This is a genomic window from Actinacidiphila sp. bgisy144 (genome assembly GCF_057708105.1).
This window is the reverse complement of record NZ_JBYIRM010000051.1, coordinates 20207-40910: the sequence shown is the minus strand read 5'-3', so window position 1 is coordinate 40910 and position 20704 is coordinate 20207. Positions and strand designations below refer to the sequence as shown.

General features: G+C 71.5%; 22 protein-coding genes and 1 pseudogene. 5 read left to right on the top strand and 18 right to left on the bottom strand.

Features of this window, described 5'->3' with window-relative positions; translation table 11 throughout:
* The 5 genes and pseudogenes from AC3EVP_RS35150 to AC3EVP_RS35130 form a co-directional block, all read right to left on the bottom strand.
* Positions 1 to 540: pseudogene (locus AC3EVP_RS35150) on the bottom strand (hypothetical protein); the annotation flags it as partial.
* 122 nt (positions 541 to 662) lie between these two features.
* Positions 663 to 1124, bottom strand: a complete 462-nt coding sequence (locus AC3EVP_RS35145) for a hypothetical protein (RefSeq protein WP_335983054.1) — start codon at positions 1122 to 1124, stop codon at positions 663 to 665.
* Positions 1125 to 1254: 130 nt separating this feature from the next.
* Entirely contained in the window at positions 1255 to 1626 is a 372-nt protein-coding gene (locus AC3EVP_RS35140; protein ID WP_335983056.1) for a hypothetical protein, read from the bottom strand.
* A gap of 38 nt (positions 1627 to 1664) precedes the next feature.
* Entirely contained in the window at positions 1665 to 4181 is a 2517-nt protein-coding gene (locus tag AC3EVP_RS35135; protein ID WP_435137370.1) for a DUF6884 domain-containing protein, read from the bottom strand.
* A 45-nt stretch (positions 4182 to 4226) separates the two neighbouring features.
* Positions 4227 to 4418 carry a hypothetical protein gene (locus tag AC3EVP_RS35130; RefSeq protein WP_335983060.1) on the bottom strand — a complete coding sequence of 64 codons (192 nt, stop codon included), beginning with the start codon at positions 4416 to 4418 and terminating at the stop codon, positions 4227 to 4229.
* 309 nt (positions 4419 to 4727) lie between these two features.
* On the opposite strand from AC3EVP_RS35130, the gene AC3EVP_RS35125 reads away from it, so the two are divergent.
* A complete protein-coding gene (locus AC3EVP_RS35125; protein WP_435137367.1) occupies positions 4728 to 5048 on the top strand; it encodes a hypothetical protein in 321 nt (106 codons plus the stop codon).
* Positions 5045 to 6343, top strand: coding sequence for a site-specific integrase (locus AC3EVP_RS35120; RefSeq protein WP_435137364.1), 1299 nt, complete (start codon positions 5045 to 5047; stop codon positions 6341 to 6343). Before AC3EVP_RS35125 ends, AC3EVP_RS35120 begins: the two co-directional genes overlap by 4 nt.
* A gap of 79 nt (positions 6344 to 6422) precedes the next feature.
* On the opposite strand, the gene AC3EVP_RS35115 is transcribed toward AC3EVP_RS35120, so the two are convergent.
* The 7 genes from AC3EVP_RS35115 to AC3EVP_RS35085 form a co-directional block, all read right to left on the bottom strand.
* Complete coding sequence (locus AC3EVP_RS35115) at positions 6423 to 6668, bottom strand: hypothetical protein (protein WP_435137361.1); 246 nt, start codon at positions 6666 to 6668, stop codon at positions 6423 to 6425.
* A 51-nt stretch (positions 6669 to 6719) separates the two neighbouring features.
* On the bottom strand, positions 6720 to 7487 hold the full coding sequence (locus AC3EVP_RS35110) for a hypothetical protein (protein WP_435137358.1): 768 nt from the start codon (positions 7485 to 7487) through the stop codon (positions 6720 to 6722).
* A 172-nt stretch (positions 7488 to 7659) separates the two neighbouring features.
* Positions 7660 to 8265: a hypothetical protein gene (locus AC3EVP_RS35105; RefSeq protein ID WP_435137355.1), complete on the bottom strand. Its 606-nt coding sequence runs from the start codon at positions 8263 to 8265 to the stop codon at positions 7660 to 7662.
* Positions 8266 to 8496: 231 nt separating this feature from the next.
* Positions 8497 to 10023 carry a hypothetical protein gene (locus tag AC3EVP_RS35100; protein WP_435137352.1) on the bottom strand — a complete coding sequence of 509 codons (1527 nt, stop codon included), beginning with the start codon at positions 10021 to 10023 and terminating at the stop codon, positions 8497 to 8499.
* 762 nt (positions 10024 to 10785) lie between these two features.
* Positions 10786 to 11106: a hypothetical protein gene (locus AC3EVP_RS35095; RefSeq protein ID WP_435137349.1), complete on the bottom strand. Its 321-nt coding sequence runs from the start codon at positions 11104 to 11106 to the stop codon at positions 10786 to 10788.
* A 105-nt stretch (positions 11107 to 11211) separates the two neighbouring features.
* Entirely contained in the window at positions 11212 to 12933 is a 1722-nt protein-coding gene (locus AC3EVP_RS35090; RefSeq protein WP_435137346.1) for a dihydroxyacetone kinase subunit DhaK, read from the bottom strand.
* Between the two features lie 161 nt (positions 12934 to 13094).
* Entirely contained in the window at positions 13095 to 13493 is a 399-nt protein-coding gene (locus tag AC3EVP_RS35085) for an ATP-binding protein (protein ID WP_435137343.1), read from the bottom strand.
* Between the two features lie 382 nt (positions 13494 to 13875).
* Here AC3EVP_RS35085 and AC3EVP_RS35080 point away from each other — a divergent pair, with 382 nt between their 5' ends.
* From AC3EVP_RS35080 to AC3EVP_RS35070, 3 genes are all read left to right on the top strand, one after another.
* On the top strand, positions 13876 to 14538 hold the full coding sequence (locus AC3EVP_RS35080; protein WP_435137340.1) for an MmyB family transcriptional regulator: 663 nt from the start codon (positions 13876 to 13878) through the stop codon (positions 14536 to 14538).
* A gap of 309 nt (positions 14539 to 14847) precedes the next feature.
* Positions 14848 to 15480 (top strand): type I-E CRISPR-associated protein Cas6/Cse3/CasE, encoded by a 633-nt coding sequence (locus AC3EVP_RS35075; protein WP_435137337.1) that lies wholly within the window; start codon positions 14848 to 14850, stop codon positions 15478 to 15480.
* Positions 15481 to 15692: 212 nt separating this feature from the next.
* Positions 15693 to 16004, top strand: a complete 312-nt coding sequence (locus tag AC3EVP_RS35070; protein ID WP_435137334.1) for a hypothetical protein — start codon at positions 15693 to 15695, stop codon at positions 16002 to 16004.
* Between the two features lie 49 nt (positions 16005 to 16053).
* Here the strand turns inward: AC3EVP_RS35070 and AC3EVP_RS35065 are convergent, their stop codons facing one another.
* From AC3EVP_RS35065 to AC3EVP_RS35040, 6 genes are all read right to left on the bottom strand, one after another.
* Entirely contained in the window at positions 16054 to 17091 is a 1038-nt protein-coding gene (locus tag AC3EVP_RS35065) for a PhlD (protein ID WP_435137331.1), read from the bottom strand.
* Between the two features lie 315 nt (positions 17092 to 17406).
* Positions 17407 to 17808 (bottom strand): hypothetical protein, encoded by a 402-nt coding sequence (locus AC3EVP_RS35060; protein ID WP_335983092.1) that lies wholly within the window; start codon positions 17806 to 17808, stop codon positions 17407 to 17409.
* Between the two features lie 101 nt (positions 17809 to 17909).
* Entirely contained in the window at positions 17910 to 18182 is a 273-nt protein-coding gene (locus AC3EVP_RS35055) for a DUF6211 family protein (RefSeq protein WP_335983094.1), read from the bottom strand.
* A 158-nt stretch (positions 18183 to 18340) separates the two neighbouring features.
* Positions 18341 to 19000 carry a hypothetical protein gene (locus AC3EVP_RS35050; RefSeq protein ID WP_335983095.1) on the bottom strand — a complete coding sequence of 220 codons (660 nt, stop codon included), beginning with the start codon at positions 18998 to 19000 and terminating at the stop codon, positions 18341 to 18343.
* A gap of 438 nt (positions 19001 to 19438) precedes the next feature.
* A complete protein-coding gene (locus AC3EVP_RS35045) occupies positions 19439 to 19822 on the bottom strand; it encodes a DUF6409 family protein (protein ID WP_335983097.1) in 384 nt (127 codons plus the stop codon).
* A 168-nt stretch (positions 19823 to 19990) separates the two neighbouring features.
* Positions 19991 to 20686, bottom strand: a complete 696-nt coding sequence (locus AC3EVP_RS35040; protein ID WP_335983098.1) for a hypothetical protein — start codon at positions 20684 to 20686, stop codon at positions 19991 to 19993.
* Positions 20687 to 20704 lie beyond the last annotated feature (18 nt).

Below are 20704 nucleotides of genomic sequence, written 5' to 3'. Positions count from 1 at the left end.
CTGCTGCGCCGCCTCGGCCTTCACCCGCTCCGCCTCGGCCTGGGCCTCCTCCGCGAGTTCGTCGGCTTCCTCGCGCTGCGCGATGGCCTCGTTGCGCTCCCTCATCGCGGTGCGTTGTGCTGCCTCTGCCTTGGCCACGGCCTCGTCAGCCGTGGCCTGTGCGGTCTCCATCTCGACGGCGGCCGCGCCGGGGTCCGTCATCGTGTCCAACTGCGCGACCAGCTCGGCGAAGCTGCCGCGTAGCTCGACGGCGAGGCGTTTGACGATCGGCAGCAACTCGCGGGTGCGGGTCGCCGAGTAGTCGACTGGCCGGTTTGGGTCGTCGGTGGTGACCTGGCCGGCGGCGGCTGCGGTCTCCTTGGCTCGTCGGCGGCGCTCGTGGAACGCGGTGGTCTTGTTGTGTCCGGGGTCGTTGCAGAACTGCGGCGGGCGGCCCGGCCCCTTCGCGGGTTCCGGCTCCCGGGTGCACCCGGGGTATCGGCACGTCTTCGTGTCGGCCGTCGTGGTGCCGGTCGGCTGGGTGCCCTCGGTCTCGCTCACGCTCTCTCGTCTCTCGTGTGGTCGTTGGTTGGTCAACGCGTTGGCCGGCGCCCCCCGGTTACAGGCGGCGCCGGCCAAGATGCTGAGTAGCGGGGGCCGCGTGTCGTGGGCGCAGGATGCGGCTACACGCTGGGGGACGCGCCTTCCGCGGTCCAGATCCAGCCGTGGTACGTCGGGTCCTGCGGGTCAGTCCTCTTGCGAGCCCCGGCGGCCATAATCTCGCAACTGTTGTAGGCGGGATCGCGTGGAACGTACGTGCTGATCGGGTCCGTGCCGATCAGACGCACGTGCGTGATTGGCTGGGCGGTCATGTGGCCGGATTCGGGTTCCGCGCTGATCCCGTGGGCGCTCACCGCGATGGTGTCGCCCTCCTGGCGTCCTCGGAACGCGATCCCGGGGCCCTCGTAGGTGTACTCGCTGCCGAAGCAGATACCGCCCACTACTTCCGCGGCGCCATCCTGGGCGGTGCTGACGGACCACAGGACGGCGTGGCACAGGTCTGCGGGCTTGTCGCCGTGTGTGATCCCGGCCCTGGTGTACTGGACTCGCCAAACGTCGGCCGTGTGCAGAGTGACGGTGCTCATGCTCCCTCTTTCGGGTTTGTGGGTGGGCTCGGACAAACCCCACAAAGGTGGGGAGCACTCGCCAAGCGTAGAGCTCGGCGACTTGACCGGCGGACGGTTTCGCGCAGCCGGTCGAGGGTGTCTCGCGGTCCTACGGGCGGGTGGCGGGGATGGCGTTCGGGCTCTTGTCGCTCCAACCCCAATCGCCCCCGTCGTGCCCCTCGTCGGGGTCGTGGGGCTCCTGCTCGCACTGCCACCACTCGCCCTCGGGGTCGGGGAACAGCGCGGTGCACGTCCCGGCCTCGGTGTCCGGCTCCGGCGGCGGGGTGAGCAGACCGGCGGCGGCGAGAACCCCGCGGACCATGTCGGACAGTGCGGGGTGAGGCACCGTGACGCCGGCGGCCCGCGCCGCTGTGTCTGCACGGTCATAGGCGGTGTCGTACTCAGCGTCTGTCATGACGCGCCGCACGCGGGTGTACTCGTCGTCCTGGTCGTGCGTGGCGGTGGCGGGCTGATCGGTCACGGCGGTGTCTCCTCGGGGGTGGCGGGGCGGGTCGGAGGTCATGCGGTCTGGCGGCGGCCGGTGCGGGCGAGCTGGGCGAGGCGCTGGCGCATCTCGCCGATTCCGCGGCTTCCGGCGAGCGGGGTGGCGGCGTGGGACCACACGCTACGGGCCGCGGTGGTGTACGCGGCGCCGGCGAGTACGGTCACGTCCTCGGCACGGTCGATTCCCAGCCGCGTGGCCTGCGCGCGGAGTTCGGCGGCGGTGACGGCTCCGGGGTCTCCCATGCGGAGCTCGTACGGGGCGATCACCTGGGCGAGGGGCACCAGTCCCCACCGGGCGGAGAGCACCACGACGGTGCCCCCGTCGGCGGTGAGCGCGTCGGCGGCCCGACGGCACATGGTGTGCAGCGATCCGCGGTAGAGCTCACAGGCGGGCGCCGGGCGGTCCAATTTCGCGCCGCTGCACGGGATGACCACCACCGGGCCGGCGGCCACCGCGACGGCGGGGGATTCCGTCACGGCCGCCGTGGTGACGGCTCGGGACTCGACGGCGGCCGTCGAACCGTCGGCGGCCGCGGCATGAGAGGCCACCGGCGCGGGCCACAGCGGCAGTTGTACGGGCTCGGTGTCCTCCGGGCGGGCGTCCGGCCGGGCCGGGTCCTGCGGGGCGCTCTGCGGGGCGCTGGCGGCCTCGACGGTCTCGGGGGCTGGGGTGGTCGACCGGCGGGCGTATGCGAGGTGTTCGGCGAGGCTCCACCGGCGCCATCCGGCGGTGCGGCCGCTGCCCTCGACCACGGCGCCGGTGCGGGGCACGGTCACCCGCATGTGGTCCAGCGGGGTCCGCAGCACCCGGTGGGCGCCGTACGGGCGCCACGCGACGGCCGTACGGCCGATCCGTACGACGGTGCCGGAAGTCGAGTGCTTCGAGCGCATGCCGGGGCCGCGGCCGTCCCGGTAGGTGATCTGTGTCCCGGGGCCGACGATGCCGGGGCCGTCGACGGCGAGCCGGCCGGAACGTTCGGCCTGCCGGTCGATCCACGCGGCGTACGCCTCGGCCGCGTCGTCCGTGGCCGCCGGGCCGGCCGTTTTCGTCACGGGCTCGTCCGTGGCGGAATCCCTCGCCGCCGCGGTGGTTTGGGTCTCGCGCTCGTCGTGGTGGGCGGCGAGTTGGGCGCGGTAGCCGGCGAGGTCGTCGTCACTGGCTCCGGCGCACAGGGCGGTGTACGCGTGGTGCGCGGCGTCTCCGGCGGGGGTGAGGGTGACGGGGCCGTGGTCGTTGTCGTGGTGGAGGTAGCCGGCTCGAATCAGCGCTTCGACGCGGCCCCGGGCGACGGTGGGGCCGGATCGGTTGCGGGCCTTGGCGGGGTCGCGGTGGTGGTAGCTGTTGCCGTTGCGGTGCAGGTGTCCCGCGGCGGCCCACGTCAGTGCGTCGGCTTCGCCGGGCTGGAGCCCCAGTTCCGCGTTCAGGATGGCGGAGCGGTGGCGCTGGGCGGTCTGATCCTCGTCCTCGTGGGCTTCCGTCACCGGGGCGTGCGTGACGGAATCGGCCGGGGCCGGCTGGTCGGCGGCGTCCTGGTCGACGGCGGCGACCGGCGCGGCCGCGGGGCCGCGGTTGGGGTCGGTGACGGCCGGCCACAGCGGCTCGTCGGCGGGCTCGACGGCGGCGCGCTTGGTGTGCTCGTCCAGCACCTCCCACCGGCCGGTGACGCCGTACCCGCACCGGTCGGCGTGGAACACGGCTGTCCCGGTGTCGGCGTCCGCGATCCCGAGCGGGCGGGTCGCGGTGCCGGTGTTCATCGCGGGGGAGTTGCCGGGGTACGCCTTGGTCTCCTGCCCGCACGCACACGCGAGGTGGTAGCCGAGTCGGCCGGTGATGCGGTCGGCGGTGAGGTAGAGCCACACGTACCGCTCGTGGTCGCACGCGGCGGGGTCGACGGCGGCGGCCGGGGCCGGCTCCGGGGTGAACTGGCGGGCGAGGGCGTCGCGTTCGGCCTGCTGCTCGCGGGCGGCGGCACGCTCGGCGTCCTGGCGGGTTTCCTCCTCGCCCCCCATCAGCGGGCGGAGGTGGCGCGATTCCTGGGCGGCCGGCTCGCCGGCGGCGATCCACGCGTGGCGGGCGTCGTGCCCGTCGCGGGTGAGCTGGACGGACTGCCCGGTGACCCGCAGGAATCCGGCGTTCACCAGGGCCTCGACGCGGGCCCGGGCGACGGTGCGGCCGCGGCCGGCGCGGGGGTCGCTCATGTCCTTGCGGTAGAACACCCGGCCGTCGAAGTGCAGCCAATCGCGGTCCGCCCACAGCATCGCGTCGGCCTGGGCCTGGCTCCAGTTGAGCGCGGCGGCCTGCTGGCGGCGGCGCTCGCCGTTCTCCAGCTCGTCACGGCGCCGGGCGTGCTCGTCGTCGTGGCGGAGCGCGGCCGCCCACGCGGCGGCCTTCGCCATCTCGCCGCGGCACGTCTCGACGGTCGCCGGGGCGCCCCCGCCCCCGCAGATGAGGCAGAGCACCGCGTACGCGTCGTCCCGCAGCGTCAGCGATTCGATCGACACGTTCGCCGGCAGTCCCTCGATGTGCCGCATTGCTGTTCCTCTCGCTCAGTTCGGGTTGGGGTGTCGGCGGGGGAGTCAGAAGGGGGCGCCGCCCGGCCAGGGGTCCGGGTTGATGCGCAGGGGCGCCGGCTCGGCCCGGTCTTCCTCCTGGTCCTCCTCGGCGAACTGGCCGGTCTCGATCAGGAATTCGCGGTGAGCGGCGTCCCGCATGTCCTCCTGGTGGTCGGCCTCGCACGCCAGGAACTCGGCCCACTGCTGATCGGTCATGCCCTCGGGTCGGTGCACGGTCTGCCCTCTCGGTCGTTCCAACGTTTCGTTTGAATCGTACCGTGTAACCGAACCAAACTCAAGTACCAAACCAAACTGAACTGAACCAATTTAACCAAACCAAACCGAACTCATCTCGCCTTGTCGCGGGCATGTCATGCAGTTTTCGGGCGCCGCCGGCCGATGATTTCCGATTCCCTCACAGAGTCGGAAATCACTGATAGTCTGCTGCGCGAACCCTCCGTGAGGGTCTGTTACGGACCGGAGCGGATTCGGACGGACCGGAAGACAACCGGCGAAAGGGGCGTCATGCCCGGGAACGAGAGCACCGCGCGGGAATTCGCCTTCGCCACGGCGGCGGACCTCGGCGGGCCCGACCTGTACACCGCCTGGTGCGCGGCCGCCGGCCTCCCCGCGGTGGACGGCGGGTACGGCCTCATCATGGCGACCGACGTTTTCGGGCGGCACGTCACGAGGCTGACCACGGACGTGGAGTACCTGCGCACGCTCGTCGCCGGCAGCAAGTCGGCCGGCCTGCTGGCCAACATGCAGGTGCCGCCCGGGGTGTTCACCCTGGAGCGGGCCGGCTGGCCGGACGAGTGGGCCGGGCGCTCGGGCGGCCGGGCATGACGGCGCTCACCCCCGCGGACCCGGGCGGCTCGCTGCTGCTGCCGGTGCAGTTCGTCGCGGCCGCCGACGCGGGCCGGGTGCTGACCCCGGCCGGGTACGAGATCGACGCGGACACCGCGCGGCGGGTCGAGCTGGCCACGCCGGAGAACACCCGCCGCGGCCGCGAGTCCAGGTCGCGGTTGTTCCTCGACTGGTGCCGCGAGCGCGGCCGCGCGCCGTACGACCCGGGCACCGTGCCGGACTACTGCGCGCACCTCGCGCGGTTGCGTCACCCGGTCGAGACGATCGCGGCCTACGCCTCGACCTTGACCAACCTGCTGGCGATCAACGGCCGTCCCCTCGGTGACCAGGATCGGTACCTGATTCAAGGAGTCCTGGACTCCCGCGCGCTGGAAGTCGCCACCGACCCGCACGACCCGGGCGACGCCTTGCAGTCGACCGAATGCACCCGCGCCGACCTGCGGAAGATGCTCCGCACCCTCGACCGGACGACCGACCGCGGCAAGCGCGACGCGTGCGCGCTGCTGCTCGATTGGTACATGGCCGGCCGCTCCTGCGAGCCGGGCGCGGTCGGCGTCCTCGACGTCCGCGAGGACGTCGCCGCGGTGCCCGATCCGGACGGCGGCCCGGCGGTCGAGCTGCCCGCGCTGGAGATCGTGGTACGCCGCAGCAAGACCAACGTGCACGGCAGGCGCAGGGACTTCGTGCGGCTGGTCGCGCAGAGCGAAGCGGACGCGGACCTGTGCCCGGTGCGGGCCTGGCGCGAGTGGATGGGCGTCCTGGACGCGCACGGCCTCGCGCACACCGGGCCCCTGCTGCGGCGCATTGACCGGTGGGGCCGGATCGGCGGCACCGGGACGTGCGCCGGCCGACAGCCGGTCGACGCGCGGCAGGCGGCCGGCATCGGCGCCCGCACGATCCGCAACCTGATCCGCACGTGCGCGCGGGCGGCTGGCCTGGTGCGGGAACTCACCACCTCGGAAACGGAGTTGCTGAGCACCGCGGCGGAGTGCGCGGAGCTGGCGGCCGCCGAGAGCGACGACCAGCGCGCCGAGATCCGCACGTCCCGGCGCGTTCGCCGGCGGGCGCTGCGGCGCCGGCTGCCGCGCTATACCGGGCACTCGATGCGCCGCGGCCTGATCCGGCACCTGGAGCGCATGGGGATGCCCCGGCACGTCATCGAACGGTCCTGCCGGTTCGTGCCCGGCTCCAAGGCCTTGGCGCGGTACGGGATCGACCTGCTGCCCTGGGCAGACAACCCGACGGTGCACATGCGGGGCGCGCTGCGGGAGTGACCTGGGCCGGCCCAATTCCGTGTCGCCGAAGCGGAGGCGCCATGGCGGGCGGCCCTTGGCCGGGGAACGTCCAACAGCGTCAGTTGTTGTCGTACGCCTCGCCACTCACCATGGAATCGACCATATCCGTGATCAACTCACGCAGCGTCACAGCGTCCACTACCGAGGCGGCGTAGCCGTCAGGCAATTCCCGCTCGATCTTCTGGACGACGTCGCCGATCGTGAACGTCACCCCGGTGTCCTCCATGATCCGGACCACGGAGTCCACAGCCTGCTCAGCCCGCTGAATCAGGTCGATAGCGAGAAATGCCCTGTCGGTACTCATTGCACGCAGCGTATCCGCCGGGGGCTGAGGACGCTCGCTGGCGGCAACCGGTCAGCTCTCCCCGGGGGCGTCGTCGGTCTCGACACCCATGCTGTCGTATAGCCAGGCGTCCACCGTGGGGCGGCTGACGCCGCCCCAGCGGGACAGGTCGGTCTTGAAACCGCGGCGGACGGTGCCATGCGTGCGGCGGCTTTCGCGCTCGGCGTTGCGCATGAGGGAGGCCAGGCTCGCCCTCGCGTTTACTGCCTCAGTCTCCAGCTCGACCAAGCGGACTCCCTGTTCCATGACCCGTTGGTCAGGGGTGAGATTGGGCGGGCGGTGGGTGTCAAGGAAATCGGCGAATTCACGGGCAGTTGCATCCCAGTCCCTGACAAGAGGATCGAAATTAATGTCCCCTTGATTCCGCTTCATATTGCCAATGTAGGCATCTCCCAGGTAGTGACGCCGCAGGCGAGTGCGGTGCAGTTCCTCGATGCTCTGGCCCCACATGCGGGCCTCCCGTTCGGCCTTCTCGCCGGTGGGCACGGGCTCCTTGGCCAGGAGGGCGGGCCAGATCTCCGCTTCCGGCCGCAGCGGCGGCCACCCCAGTTCGCCGGCCTGGGCGATGATGTGCCAGGCGTAAGCCGCCGGACGCTCCTCCCGGAACTCCGGAGGTTCCAGCACCCGGCATGCCCAACTCATGGATAGGCTGTCGTGAACCAGCAGAATCGCGCTCCAGGAATCCCGGGTAGACACTGCGGGGATGTGCCCCAGGGCCTTATAAGCGCGAGCCAACTCGATCTGCGTCACATAACGACTATCGAACGCAAAGACTGTCATGTAAAGCACTATACACCAAACGTAAAGTGCTTTACAACATCGCAGTTCAGCGGTTGAGGCCCACCGGCGTCAGCTCTGGCGTATGCGACCTGGGCCGATCGTGAGCAGTCCCGCGTAACCGGGGGCGGCGGGCGGTAACCCCTGCGGGACTGCTGCGTCTCAAACCCGGCCGTTACTGGGCGCCACCTTCCCGGGCCTCCCGCTGTCGCCTCCGCAATTCCTTACGCCACTCCAGACGCGTGAGGCCAGCGCGCACGCGCTCTTCTTCCGACGCCACCGCGGCATCACCGGATGCCTTGGTCGCCACGGCCGCGACGGTGGCCAGAGCGGCGGCCTCCAACGCGCGGCCCACTGCGGTCAGGATCGCGCTTGCGTACCGCGGGTGGGTCGAGTCCTCTACGGCGACCACTTCGACCCACGGAAAGGCAAGTTCCGACTGGATGTTGGTGCGGAACCACGCTACGTGCCCGCTATCGCCGAAACTGAGGTTGTCGGGTGAGTGGACCGTGGCCCAGCTCCGCACCCGGCGGTACAGGGCATCGGATTCGGGGTCCAGGGGCTCGGGTTCCCCGACGTTCACATGCACCTTGTAATGGGCAGCGCCGGCCGGACTACCCGCCCACATGAACTCAGCGTATCCGTGCCCGCGTTCGGGCGACACCTGCACATCGGAGAGAGGCGGCCGCTCGGTGATACGGCCCGGCTGCGTCTGGCGGATGCCAGGATACCGGGCATCGAGCAACTGCGCGGCGGCCTCCGCCGGCGTGGGATCGGTCATCGTTCCTACCTACCTTCATGGCTTGCTTGATGACGGATAGAGAGCGTTCGCCAACAGGGTGCGCCGACCGTCCCGTCGGCCCTGTTCTCCCCACCGGGAGGCGACGCCAACCCCTTCCGAACATCTTCTATTTAACCATGTTTTGGGGTGGGGGGCCAACTTCTCGGGAGTCGGGGAAACAACGGACCGGAAACCGGCGCCAGCGGCCTTGCCGTGTGCAGGCGGGCCGCCTCACTGCTGGCCTCCGCGGCGGCGGGCCCGCTTCTCCGCTCGGGCTTTCGCCAGGGCGGCATCTCGGCGGGCGGTGCTCGACTGCGGGGTGTAGGCCCATGACCTCGTACGCTCTCCGTCGGGCTCGATCTGCGGCCGCCGGGCCCGGATATTCCGGCGGGCCTCGGCGGCCGGCGACAGCTCGTCGGCGGGGGGAAGCTGATCCGGTGTCTCCTCGACCTGGTCCAGGCGCCACCGGGCATTCAGGTCGGCCCGGATCGCGGCGTCACGCCGGCGTCCTTCCTCCAGGGTGCGGAGCCGCGCGGCCTCGCGCTCCTCGGTGGTTGCGTTGTCCCGCCAGGTCACGTGATCGGCCTGCCGGACGGTCGGGATCTTGCGGTAGCCGGGGGCGTTGCCCTGCGCGTTGATGAACCGCCAGAGCCTCCACCCTGCGAGGCGCCCAACGTTGGTGGCCTTGAACGTGAGCGCGCCCCATTGGTCGTAGCGGACCACGTTGCTGCTCAGCAGCTCGACGAGTTGCGATTCCGTGCCTCCGCGCCGGAGCGCGATCATGATTGTGCGGTGCAGGTCAGACCACGCGTCACCCGTCACAGACCGACCACGGTCCTCCGGTCCGCATGATGGCAAAAACACCTCGGAGTAGCCGAGTTGGGCCCTCCAGAGGTGCCACACGCGCCTCTGGACCCGTGTAGCGACGACGGCAAGGTCTTCGCCGAACAGCCCCGGCCGGGTGCTTGGTCCAGGCGCCGCCGAAGGCGTCGTTTTTGTCTGTTCCATTCGAAATGCCGGGCCGAGCCCCCTACTACCTGTAGATGAAAAACCAACTAGTTGTGAGAACCCCCTCGCGTATAGAGGAGACGCTTTGCCATAGGTGCTCCTCGCCAACAGTTGCTCGACCCTGGCCGTCATCTCCGCGGCCTTGTCGTAGTCGGCGATAGCGGTGCATCGGAGATCCGGGGGCACCGGGAGACGCTTGGCGCTCTCCCGGATTGTCCCTGCCACCTGCGCCGCCTTGGACCCTGCCGGGTGCTCCCACCGCGGAGCGGCGGCCAGCTCGGCGGCGAGCTGGCGCGTGGCCGCGTTCTCGCAGACCATCACGAGAGGTTCGACGGGGGGAGCCTGGCGAGACGTCAGGCGGCCGTAAGCCGCGTCCTCGTCCGGGTCGACGGCTGCCGGGAGGTCCCACACGCGCAGCTCGCGGGTGAGGTCTTCGGGCAGGTCGTGAGGGATCGCGTCCTCGCGCAGGCACAGCGCGTACACCGCCCGGCGGCCGGGCGCCGGGCGTACGACCTGTTCAGCGAAGCCGGCGGCGTACACGCCGCGCAGGTCGTCCCAAAACCGGTCCTCGCCGACGGCATGCACACAGGCGTATCGCTCGGCGAGCGTCAGCCCGCCGTCGATCTCGTCGGTACCCCACCGGCCCTCTACTCGGCCGGTCATGGGGTCCAAGCGCTGACGGCTGAGGAACTGAAGCAGCCGGAACTTGGTGTCCGCGAGGAGTCCGCGGGCATGCGAGATCTGGGCCACCCGGTACAGCGTATTGAGCCGGATGGCGGGCAGCCTGAGCACCGCCAGCGGTGCCGGAGGTGTCCCTCCGGCCGGCGTGGCTACGGCCGATGCGCTAGCGGTTTCGGGCGCGGAGGCGATGTCGACATGGCGATCCGGTGAGGACACACCGGATCGCGGCATGGGGGTACCGCCACCGCGGCGGCTTGGTACGATGGAGTCCGCCTCGGTGCTAATCAGGGCGCAGAAAGGCCCCCGCCGTCGGCCTAGGAAACCGGCGAACGGCGCTTCATCTGCTCATCTGACGGGATCGGGTGCCTCGGCAAGTGGCTCGCAACCAAAGGGAGCCGGGGACCCGATGAGCCTGGGGCTGGGCGGTACGTCACGGTAGGAAGCCGGACGGGGACCGCTGTCCCCCTTTAATTCATCCGGCCTCCCGGAGGGCTGCCCCGGTGCCGGGCTCGGCCTTCCGGAGGGCGAGGATCGCCCTCCGCACGACCTCGGCGCCGCTGACGCCCAAGTGCTCCACCAGCTCGTCATACGCGATGCGAACAGGGTCACCGGGCGGCAGGATGGCTTGTGCGCGCACGGCCTTAGCGGGGTCGGACTCACCCGTCCTACCGGTCTGTGCGCGCCCTCGTGCTGCCATGGGCAAGATCCTAACCTGATTTAGCCTCAGTGTGATTCACATCGGACCGACGCGCCGGGCTGATTTCCGTATCCGGTTCCTGGACTGCACCGCATTGGGCGAATCGTATGCATATACGGTGTGCTGATAGTCGGTCAGGGGATCGGGGTAGCGCACACGTCCGGGATGTATCCGCCGCGGACCAGGTCCCAATCCCACCCGCGGTGCCCGCATGCGGTGTACTGCTCGCCGCGGCCGATGGCGACCAGGCACACGGTGTCGTGCTCGCCCTTGGGCGCGGTGCGCACTACGCGGCTGGTGAAGTTGGGGTCGTAGTGGACTGCGACGCGCTGGCGGACCGTCACGCTGGTGCAGCTGGAGCTGGCTTGCGCGGCCTGGGCGGTGGTGGTGGGGAGGATCGCGGCGGCGGCGAGGGTGACGCCGGCGACGACTGCGAGCGTGGTGCGGGTGGGCATGGTGCCTCCGTGGGTGGTGTGCGTGGTGTCAACGGCTCTGGGGGCCGGCGGGGGTGCGGGGTGGTGAGGGGATGTCACCCGTCCGGTGCTGGTGATGGGCTCCGGTTACGGGCGGGTGGCGGGCTGGACGACGTAGCCGGGCAGGGGGAGCCGGGTTGCCATCTCCGGCTCGTAGGTGTCGGCGAGCGCGATCAGCAGCAGGGCGGCGCCGATGGCGCCGGGGTCGGGGGTGCCCAGGGCGCGCTTCCCGACGTAGCTGGAGCGGCCGCGGCCGCCGAGCATGTCGGCGGTGCCCCGTGCGCCGTTGATCGCGGCCAGCGCGGCCGTGGTGATCGCGGCCGGGTCGTCCTCGCGTTTGACGGACAGCAGTTGCGCGGCAGGGGCGAGCGCGTCGACCAGGGTGCGGTCTCCCATGCGGGCGCCGCCGACGCGCTGAATCGCCGTGGTGCCGTCCGCGAGGGCCTTGGCGAGCGCGGACAGCGCGGGCCGCTGTCCGTCGGGGCAGCCGGCCGTGACCGCGCCCAGGTGCTGGAAGAGCAGCCCGAACAGGGGGCCGCTGGTCCCGCCGACCTCGTCGAGGAACACGTGGGCGGCCGCGGTGAGTCCGTCCTCCCCGGTGGCGTCGACGCGCGCGAGGGCGCCGCGCAGGCCGCCGGTGAGGTTGTCGCCGAAGTCGCCGTCGCCGGCGGCCTGGTCCAGGTCGCCGAGCGCGTCGCGCACGTGGCTGATGATCTCCGCGTAGCGGTCCAGGGCGGCGCGGCTGCCAGGGAGCCGGCGGGGGAGCGGCGTCCGGGGTGAGGCGGCCGGGGCCGCCGGCTGGGGTGGTGCGGCGGCGCCTGGCCAGGCGGTCAGGGGTGTGTCGGCGGGGGCCTGCCACCAGTCGAGCCACCCGGGGGCAAGGGCGGTGAGGGTGAGGGAGATCCCGGCCATATCCAGGGCGGCGGTGTGGGTGCCGGTGAGCACCGCGGCGACCCGTTCGCCGCGCTCGTGCAGCTGCTCGGCGGCGATCGCCGCGACGGCTTGGAGCTCCAGGTGTGAGGTGCCGCCGAGGCCGTTGACGACGAGGATCACGCCGTCGGGACTGGTGGGGGTGTCGGCGGTGAGGTCGGAGAGCATGCGGCGGATGAGGTCCTGGACGCGCGGGCGGGCGATGCTGCTGGCGCCGCGCTCGCCGTGGATGCCTACCCCGTAGTCGAGCATGTCGGGCGGCAGCATCGCGGCGGGCCGGAGGCTGGCGGGGTTGGTGTGGGGGCGGGCGCAGACTGCGAGGCTGCGGGAGGCGGCGGCGACAGCGCGGCCGAGGTCGGCCAGTTCGTACAGGCCCATGCCGGTGTCGGCGGCCGCGCCGAGGATCTTCTCCACCACGACGGTCGCGGCGGTGCCGCGTCGGCCGGCGCCGGCGTCCGCGCTCGCGATGTCGTCGGCGATCTCTACAGTGGCGACCTCGACCCCGCGGGCGTGGAGCCGTTCGGCAGCGATCCCGAAATTGATCTTGTCGCCGGTGTAGTTCTTCACGATGTGCAGCACACCGCCCCCGTGGTGCACATCGAGGCTCGCGGCGAAGATCTGGCCGTTGTGTGGGGAGGCGAAGACCCCGCCGGGCGCCGCGGCGTCCAGGCCGCCGCGGCCGAGCAGGCCGGTGTGTAGCGGGTCGTGGCCGGAGCCACCGCCGCTGACCAGCGCGACCCGGCGGCCAGGGTCGGGGGAGGTCGCGGTGAGGTAGAGCGGTTTCTCGGACAGCGCGAGGCGGTCGGGGTGGGCCAGGGCCAGGCCGCGGCAGGCGGTCAGCACCGGGTCGGTCTCGGTCTCCGGCAGAAAGTACGGCATCGCGGGCGGGCTCCGTGTCGTGAGGGGGCTGGGGGCTCCGCGGGCCGGGAGAGGGATGTCCCGGCCCGCGGTCTCCGGCCGGGGGGATGGCCGGAGGATGAGGCCGCCTCCCCCTGGGGGGACATGGAGCTGGCAGGGGGAGGCGGGGTTCTGATGGGGTGTCAGGCGGCGGCCGGCAGGGTGGCCCACGCGGTCGAGCGGCCGGGCGCGCTGTCCCATCCGCATCCGGTGGACAGGCTGCGGGTGATGGCCAGGCCGCGGCCGCTGGCTGCGGTGTCCACGGTGGGCCGCAGGGGTGCGGGGCCGGCGTCGTGGACCTCTATCCGCAGGCCCTCGGGGCCGATGGCGAGATGCGCCCGGATGCGCCCGAGGGAATGCACGATCGCGTTGGTGACCAGTTCGGACACGATCAGTTCAGCGTCGTCGGCGGTCGGCCCGGTGACGCTCCAGCCGCCCAGCGTGGTCCGGGCCCAGATCCGGGCTCGGCGGGCGGCGGCAGGGTGGCGGCTGAGGGTGGTGTGAGCGGCGGTGCCGGGAACGGGTGCGGTCCGGGTCCTCATGCTGACTCCCAAGGTCAGGGCGTGATCGGCGGTGATCTGCGGTGATTCCCACCCTGCGCCCCGAAGTCCCCGGCAGACCCGAACCCCCAGTTCCCGCACCCGGAGTTCTGGTAACCCTGTGTGATTATGATGGATACGTAGCATCACCTTCGCAGGTGAGACGTGTGCGGGGTCACAGCACCGCGCCGAGAGCGGAACGCCCGCAAAAAATGCGATTTTACGGGGGCTTTACATGGGAGACGGGCGTAGGAGAGCCAACGGCAACGAGCGGAATGTGGACGTCGGGAGCATGCTGCAAGGCTGGCGACACCGGCGGCCGCGCAGTGAGATCCCCGGCCTGGAAGCTGCGCTGCCGAGGAGGAGGTACCTCACGCAGCTGGACATGGCGCTGCTGCTGGGCGTGTCGGAGCGCCTGTACTGGTCACTGGAAAACGGGGTCGTGCGCCCGTACCCGCGCACGATGATCGACGGGGTGGCGCGCATCCTGAACTTGACGCCGGTGGAGGCTGAGGCGCTGTATATCCACGCTGGCCACCCGATCCCGCGGCGGCCGGCAACGCGCCCGGACCCGCTGCTGGTCGACATGGTCGAACGGCAGACCGGATGTATCAGCTACCTGTCCGATGAGGCGTGGGACGTGCTGGCCTGCAATCCGCTGGGCGGTCTGCATGCGCCGTGGCTGACCAAACCCAACGCCAACATCGTGACCTGGGCTTTTAGCCCGGACGCCAGTTTTCAGCTGCGGGAGTTCGAGAGGTGTTGGGCGCTGCCGATCCTCGCCGAGGTGCGCGCGACCTGGCAGCGCTGCCCCGACAATGCGCGGTTGGCGGAGGTGGTGGCGGAGGTACGCGCCCGCCCGGGGGTGAATGCGCTGTGGGAGCGGACTGCCCGGACCGAACCGTACCTAGGCGAGCGGCCCATGTTCTTCCCGCTGCTCTCGCCGGACCCGGTGCACGTGCACATGTTGGCCCTCAACCCGTTCGGGGACCAGTACCTACGGTGGATCATCATGGTGCCGACCACCCCCGGAATCGAACTGATCTGAACCCAGGACGGAGGTCCGTGCCCTGTGGCAGGATCATCGCGTGCCCGGGAAACCGGGTCGTGCCCTGCCCGTCCCTGTGTGGACTGGAGCCGATCAAAGCGGCGCGTTCCCCGCGTAAGCGGGGGTGGTTCCAGGTACTGAACCGTCATGGTGATCTGCACACCGTGTATCCCCGCCGCATGCGGGGCGATAGTCGGGCGGTCCTCGGCGTGATGCCGAGGGCCTACGAGTTGTCTTTCACCCGGGCCCGCGCTGGGCCGAGTTGGAGTCAGTCCCATGTATCGCGTTACCTACCGGTTCCCCCGGCCTGTGCCGCAGCACTCCGAGACGTGGCGGCTGATCACGGCCCCGCTGCCGCCGGAGATCGCACAGGCAGAGAACGGGGCGCGGGTCCTGTGGCGCCGCGACGACGCATCCACCGTGACGGTGCAGTACCCGCGGCGCCCAGAGCCGGCGTGGCTGCTGACGGGGACGGTGGACTTCCCGCAGGTCGTGGACATGGGGGTGATGGCGGACGGCCTGGCCGCAGGTCAGGTCTGGGGTTTCGAGGTGCTGGCAAACACCGTGCGGCGGCCGTCGAGGAAGGCCCGCGCAGAAGAGGGGTTGCCGATTGAGTACCGCGTGAGCGCGAGGGAGTGGCTGACGGACGAGTCCGTAGAGACCGGGACTGAGGGCACCCCACTGGTATCACGGGCCTACAGCTCCGGTTTCAGCCTGCTGCACCTCGCCGACGAGCAGTCCGTGGCACGTAAGGGGCCGCCGAGCCTGGCCGGGCTGACCCGGATTCGGGGAGTGCTGAAGGTAGAGCACCCGGAGTCGGTACGGGCCGCGCTGGAGGAGGGACTAGGACGGGGCCGCAGCAAGGGCGCCGGCATGCTGGACCTCAGGTACGTAGTCCGTCGGCCAGCGGCGGTCACCTCGCCTCCCGCGCGGCGCCGGTAGAACCCGGCCTCGTACCTCCGGCCCGCTCTCTCGGTCGAACTGACCCGACATCCGGGGAAGTTGTGGTAACGTACCAGCCTCATCGTCCCGCTACGGGCTCCCCCCTTTTTTCAGGGGGCCGCGCGCACTGCGCGCCATTCATCGCCCCCAGGGGGGATAGCGCCCGGCAAACGCCCTTGACGCTTCCTGACGACGATGACGAGGAACGCACCGTGAAATACCCCGATCTGTCCAGCGCGCAGAAGCGCAAGGCCCAAGCCATGCTTCAGCGGCTCCACGGCGAGGGCGTGATGGAAACCGTGTCGCAGGTCGCGACGTATTTTGATGACGTCTGCGAGTGGGATTCGGGGTCCATCACCATGGCCACGCTGCTGGACCGTACCGGGTGGCGACGCACCGCGCCGGTGGAGACGGTCCACAAAGCCGAGTTGCCCGCAGGGGTGATGCGGCACGTGCGTGCAGTGCTCGCGGCTGAGGGATCGTCGGCGTCTGCGGAGGCGCTCGAACTGCTCCCGGAAGTCTGACTGCCCCCTTGATGCCGCCCCGCCGTGCAGGTGGGGCGGCATCGTTGTGTCAGAGCGTCGCGTGTTCCTGCCAGGTACCGGTGACCGCCGAGGCGAAGAAGCCCGGACCGAACGCGGCCACCAGACCGCGGGCGCCGTGCGGGGGCGGCGCCTGGTGGATGCGGCGCAGGACGTCCAGGACGGCCGGCCCGCCGGTGTTGCCGTGTTCGCGCAGGCTGTTCCAGGAGTGCCGTAGGTCGACCGGGACCGGCAGGCCGTCGGCCACGGAATTGATGATCTTGGGCCCTCCGGGGTGGGCCGCGACCCACTGCGGCAGGCCGGCGTCCTTGAGCCAGTCGACCAGCGGCGGCATGCACTCCGCGACGGCGGACACGGCCGCCGACGTCGAGTCGAAGTGCTGTCCTTTGCCGTCGTGGAGCGTCATCCAGTAGTACCGTGCGCTGTCGGGAAGCAGGTGCGACCAGGTCCGCTCTACGCGGAGCCCTGGGCCGCGCCATTCTGCGGTGACGACGGCCGCGGCCGCGCTGTCGCCGAACAGCGCGCGGTACATCGCCGGGACCATGCCGGGTTCGGCGGGCCGGTACGAGCTGGTGAGGGACTCGGCGACGACTACCAGGACGCGCCGGTCGGGCTGCGCGGCGACGAGGTCCGCGGCCAGGGCCAGGCTCCACGCGCCGCCGGTGCATCCCACCTGCGTGACGGGGATGTGCAGCGCGTCCGGCCGCAGGCCCAGGGTGGCGGCGAGGTGCACCCCGAGGCCGGGCATGGTGACGCCGCTGGAGTGGACGGCGATCACGGCGTCGATCTCGTCGGCGTCCAGGCGCGCGGCGTGGAGTGCGTCGGCCGCGGCGTGCGCGCCGAGGTGGTTGACGGCGGCCACCGTCGCGGCGTTCCGGGCCTCGGCGCCCTCGGGTTCGGCGAGTTCGGCGAGGGTACGGCTCATGTATCGGTGCTCGACGCCGAGGTTCCGCACGATGCGGAGTACGGCGCCGCTCGCCCCGTACCGCTCCAGGTCCGCGATCACGGCGGATGTGGGGACCCGGTGTTCGGGCAGGGCCACAGCGGGGCAGCTCACATGTACGGCCATATCGGCTCCTCGGGCAGATTCCGGGCGTACCGTATGGCGGCAGTCTCCCGCTGGGCCGGGGAGCTCGGTGACCATGTGGGGGTGATTCCCCCGAAAGGGGACAGCAAGCGGCCCCCGCCTACTGGCGGGGGCCGCTTGGGTGTGGTCAGGAGGGCCGGCCGGTCGGCCATTCGCCGGGTGGGATAGGGGCGCGGCCGGTGGCGTTGCGGCGCGCTTCGGCGTGGCCGCAGGGGTCGCAGATGGGGATGGTGCGGGCGGTGGTGGTGCGGGAGCGTGCGGGGAGCGGGCCGGGGCGGGTGCATCGGGGGCAGCGGGTCATGGTTGTTCCCGGCGGGCGCGGGCGCGGGCGAGGATGCGGCGGGCGGTGTAGTCGGGCACGTCGTAGTGCTGTTCGATCTCGGCACGGGTGACCGCCGGGCGCTCGCCGGCGTCGGCGAGGTCGAGCAGGCGGGCGACCTCGTCAGCGCGGGGATCACGGTCCGGGCGGGGAACTGAGTTGGAGCTGCCGGCCGGCCGGCCGCCGCGGTGCGAGCGGCGGACGTTGACCTGTGGGTTCGCCGTGGCGTATGCCTGGGCACGGTCGTGGCGCCACAATGGCCGGCGCCGGGTGGGGAGCTGCTCCCAGCTGTCCGGCTCGGGAAATCCCGCCGGGGGATTCTTGACCCAGTGGGAGAGGGTGGTGGTGTCCTGGTGGCCGAGCATCCGCGCGAATTCCACCGGCGGGATGAGGCGCCGGGGGTCGGTGTCAGGCGGCTGTGGCTGGCGCTGTCGGGGCACGGTGGTTCTCCTGTGCGGCGGTGCGCCGCTGGTCGCGGTGGTCATCGCGCCGGGGTCCACGTGCGGGGGCCGGCGGGGGTGCACCGGGTGATGCTGGCAATGTCTCCGATGACGACGGTAGCGGCCCAATCCCAGTAGCCGGGGTGGTGGTCGGGAAGGTTGAGTTCGTAGGTGTCGTCGGTGTCCGGGGGGATGTCGGCGACGACGAACGGGCCGGCGTGGCACCGAGTCGCGGCGTTGTGCGGGTGAAGGGTGATGGTGTCGAACGGGAGGGGCCGGGAGTTTTCGGGTTCGGGGGTGATGTCCTCTAGCATGTGGATTCTCCTGTGTAGGGAGTCCCCGGCGGCGGTGCCAACCAATTCTCGCCGGGGAGACGGCCGACGCCTGCTACCAGTGGCGTCGGCCGTCGTGGTTTCGGATGGGGGTTGCTGGGTCCCGGGGGGCGGGGGGTGGATGTCCCGCCCCTGGGGGGTCAGCGGGTGTCGGTCAGGAGCTTCGTCTCGACGCAATCGCAGGTGGTGTTGAGGGCTTGGGCGAGGCGGTGGGGGATTTCGTCGGCGATGGTCATCGCGGCGGCGAACAGGGGGATTCCGGCGCGTTCGTACAGGCAGTGGGTTTCCGTCATGTGGTTCTCGCAGATGCCCAGGTCGGCGTCGACGCAGATCCATCCGGGTTGTGCGGGGGCGGGGGTGAGGATGAGGCAGGCCCCGCCGGGGTGGCGTAGGGCCTTGTGGTCGTAGTAGTCGAACGGGGTCCAGTCGGGGCCGAGGAGTGTGCCGAGGGTGGCGGCGAGTTGGGCGAGCTGGGTGCAGTCGTCCGTCAGCAGCACGGGGCCGCCGGGCTCGCTCAGGGCGTCGCGTTCCACGTACAGGCGGCGGCTGAGGGTGACGGCGGCGGCCGCGACTCGGGCCGCGGTGGCGGGCAGGCCGGCGGGGGGGATGTCGTCGCGGGGAATCATGCAGTTGCGCCCGAGGCTCCCGTAGAGCTCGATCGGGGCGCCGCCGCATGCGGGGGTCAGGGTCATCACGGCGCCGTGGCGGTGGACGATCCGGGGGCCGTCTGCGGCCCAGCCCGGGCCGAGGAGTTCCGCAGCGAGGGCCGCGACGTCGGGAAGGGTGAAGTCGTACATCATGCCTCCTGTCGGGTGGTGCCCGGGGCGGCCGTCTGCCGGGCCGCCCCGGGCCGGTGGGCTAGTCCTGGCGCGGGTCGCGCTGCTGGGGCAGGCGGGGGCTGGGCATGGGCTCGGACGGAGCGCGTTGGGCGGGGATTTTGGGGATGGCGCGTTCGGAGTTGGGCAGGTTCGTCACGGTGGAACTCCTGTGCTGTGTAGGGGGGTTGTGCGGGTGGCCGGCGGGCGGCGCGCGGCGGGGGCCCGGCGCCCGGCGGCGCACGGAACGGCCGGCTACGGCCGGGCCGGGTGGCGACGGTGAACGCGCCGGGCTGCGGGGCTGCCGCCCCGAAGGGGCGCCCTTTTTCCGCGCCGCGGGCGCGCTGCCGGCGGGGGCTTGCCCGGCGGGGTTGGCGCGTGGGGGAGTGTGGGGCCGCCGGGGAGTCCGGCGGCCCGTCGGGGTTACTGGCGGCGGTCGCGCTCGGCGCGGGCGGCCTCAACCGCCGTGGTCAGCGGGGCCATGGTGTCGGGGAGGACGCCGCCGACCCGCACCGGAGTGACGCCCCGCTCGATCGCCTGGAATGCGCCCTCGGGCATGGTCGCCAGGGTCGTTCCAAGGGGCATGAGCTCCTGGGGGAAGATCGCGTGGACGGACCGCCCGGCCATGGGCTGGCCGAGTCCCCAGAACCAGACCAGAACGGTGCTTCCCCACGGGCTGACGACGACGCCGGAGCGGGCGGGGATGCGGGGGTACTGCGGGAGCGGGTCAGTGGCTACCAGCGTCCCGGGGGCGTAGGAGTCGGCGCAGAGCTTGGGCCGGATCGGGGTCCGGGTGATGTGTGCCATGGGGTGTACTCCTCGTGTAGGGAGGGGCCGCCCGGCCGGGTGGCCGGGCGGTGTCCGGGAGGCGGTGCCAACCCCTTCCGAACAGTCTCTATTTAACCATGTTTTGGGGTGGGGGTCCAATCCCCGATGCGGGCCGAACGGGTGAAACGCGCTGGTGGGACTGGGGGGTTAGTCCTGCGCGATCTTCCAGCGGCACCGGGTGAGGTTGGTTTGCGGGGTGCCGTGGTAGCGGCCGTGGCTGGCCACGGTGCCAGTGACGTGCACGCGGGCGCCTCGGGTGGGGAGGTTGGTGGTAGTGGCCTCCCACACGTACACGTTGTGGTCGGCGTCCCGGAGCTTGACCAGGTGGCGGGGCTGCTCGTGGTAGCCGAACCGCCGGGGCGTGAGCGCGACCACCACCGCGACGGTGGCCGTGATCGCGATGCGCTCGCCCGTGGCGCCCTGGTGGCGGGAGTGCGCGGCGTCGGCGGCTCGCTCGGCGGTGGCGGCGGCGCGGCGCTGCTCGCGCTGGTAGGCGTGTACGGCGGAGCACAGTAGCGGGATGTCCCGCTCTCCCACGTGGTCGGCGCGGGCGAGGCGGGCCAGCGCGGTCCGGTAGTCGCTGCCCTCCTCGCCGCGCGCGCACCACTCCAGGACGGCGGGCGCGAGTTGGGCGGCGGCCTCGGCCTGGGCGTCGAAGCGGCGGCGGTCGCCGCGCTCGACCGGCGCGCGCCCGTAGAGGTAGCGCTCTACGTCCATCGCGGTCGGTACCTCCGGCTCCCACTGGCGCGTGAGCGGCTGGAAGTACCCGCGTGCGCGGATGACGGCGGCGGCTGCGCGCAGTACCTCGGTCGGGGTCAGTGCGGCGGTGGTGGGCGCGGTCATGGTGGTGAACTCCTGTGC

Bases quoted from the DNA above. Each gene is read 5' to 3' on its own strand.
- AC3EVP_RS35045 (WP_335983097.1), bottom strand. From the start codon at position 19,822: ATGGCACACATCACCCGGACCCCGATCCGGCCCAAGCTCTGCGCCGAC.
- AC3EVP_RS35105 (WP_435137355.1), bottom strand. From the start codon at position 8,265: ATGACCGATCCCACGCCGGCGGAGGCCGCCGCGCAGTTGCTCGATGCC.
- AC3EVP_RS35145 (WP_335983054.1), bottom strand. From the start codon at position 1,124: ATGAGCACCGTCACTCTGCACACGGCCGACGTTTGGCGAGTCCAGTAC.
- AC3EVP_RS35055 (WP_335983094.1), bottom strand. From the start codon at position 18,182: ATGCTAGAGGACATCACCCCCGAACCCGAAAACTCCCGGCCCCTCCCG.
- AC3EVP_RS35115 (WP_435137361.1), bottom strand. From the start codon at position 6,668: ATGAGTACCGACAGGGCATTTCTCGCTATCGACCTGATTCAGCGGGCT.
- AC3EVP_RS35040 (WP_335983098.1), bottom strand. From the start codon at position 20,686: ATGACCGCGCCCACCACCGCCGCACTGACCCCGACCGAGGTACTGCGC.
- AC3EVP_RS35125 (WP_435137367.1), top strand. From the start codon at position 4,728: ATGCCCGGGAACGAGAGCACCGCGCGGGAATTCGCCTTCGCCACGGCG.
- AC3EVP_RS35090 (WP_435137346.1), bottom strand. From the start codon at position 12,933: ATGCCGTACTTTCTGCCGGAGACCGAGACCGACCCGGTGCTGACCGCC.
- AC3EVP_RS35050 (WP_335983095.1), bottom strand. From the start codon at position 19,000: ATGATGTACGACTTCACCCTTCCCGACGTCGCGGCCCTCGCTGCGGAA.
- AC3EVP_RS35120 (WP_435137364.1), top strand. From the start codon at position 5,045: ATGACGGCGCTCACCCCCGCGGACCCGGGCGGCTCGCTGCTGCTGCCG.
- AC3EVP_RS35085 (WP_435137343.1), bottom strand. From the start codon at position 13,493: ATGAGGACCCGGACCGCACCCGTTCCCGGCACCGCCGCTCACACCACC.
- AC3EVP_RS35110 (WP_435137358.1), bottom strand. From the start codon at position 7,487: ATGACAGTCTTTGCGTTCGATAGTCGTTATGTGACGCAGATCGAGTTG.
- AC3EVP_RS35065 (WP_435137331.1), bottom strand. From the start codon at position 17,091: ATGGCCGTACATGTGAGCTGCCCCGCTGTGGCCCTGCCCGAACACCGG.
- AC3EVP_RS35095 (WP_435137349.1), bottom strand. From the start codon at position 11,106: ATGCCCACCCGCACCACGCTCGCAGTCGTCGCCGGCGTCACCCTCGCC.
- AC3EVP_RS35135 (WP_435137370.1), bottom strand. From the start codon at position 4,181: ATGCGGCACATCGAGGGACTGCCGGCGAACGTGTCGATCGAATCGCTG.
- AC3EVP_RS35130 (WP_335983060.1), bottom strand. From the start codon at position 4,418: ATGACCGATCAGCAGTGGGCCGAGTTCCTGGCGTGCGAGGCCGACCAC.
- AC3EVP_RS35080 (WP_435137340.1), top strand. From the start codon at position 13,876: ATGGCGCTGCTGCTGGGCGTGTCGGAGCGCCTGTACTGGTCACTGGAA.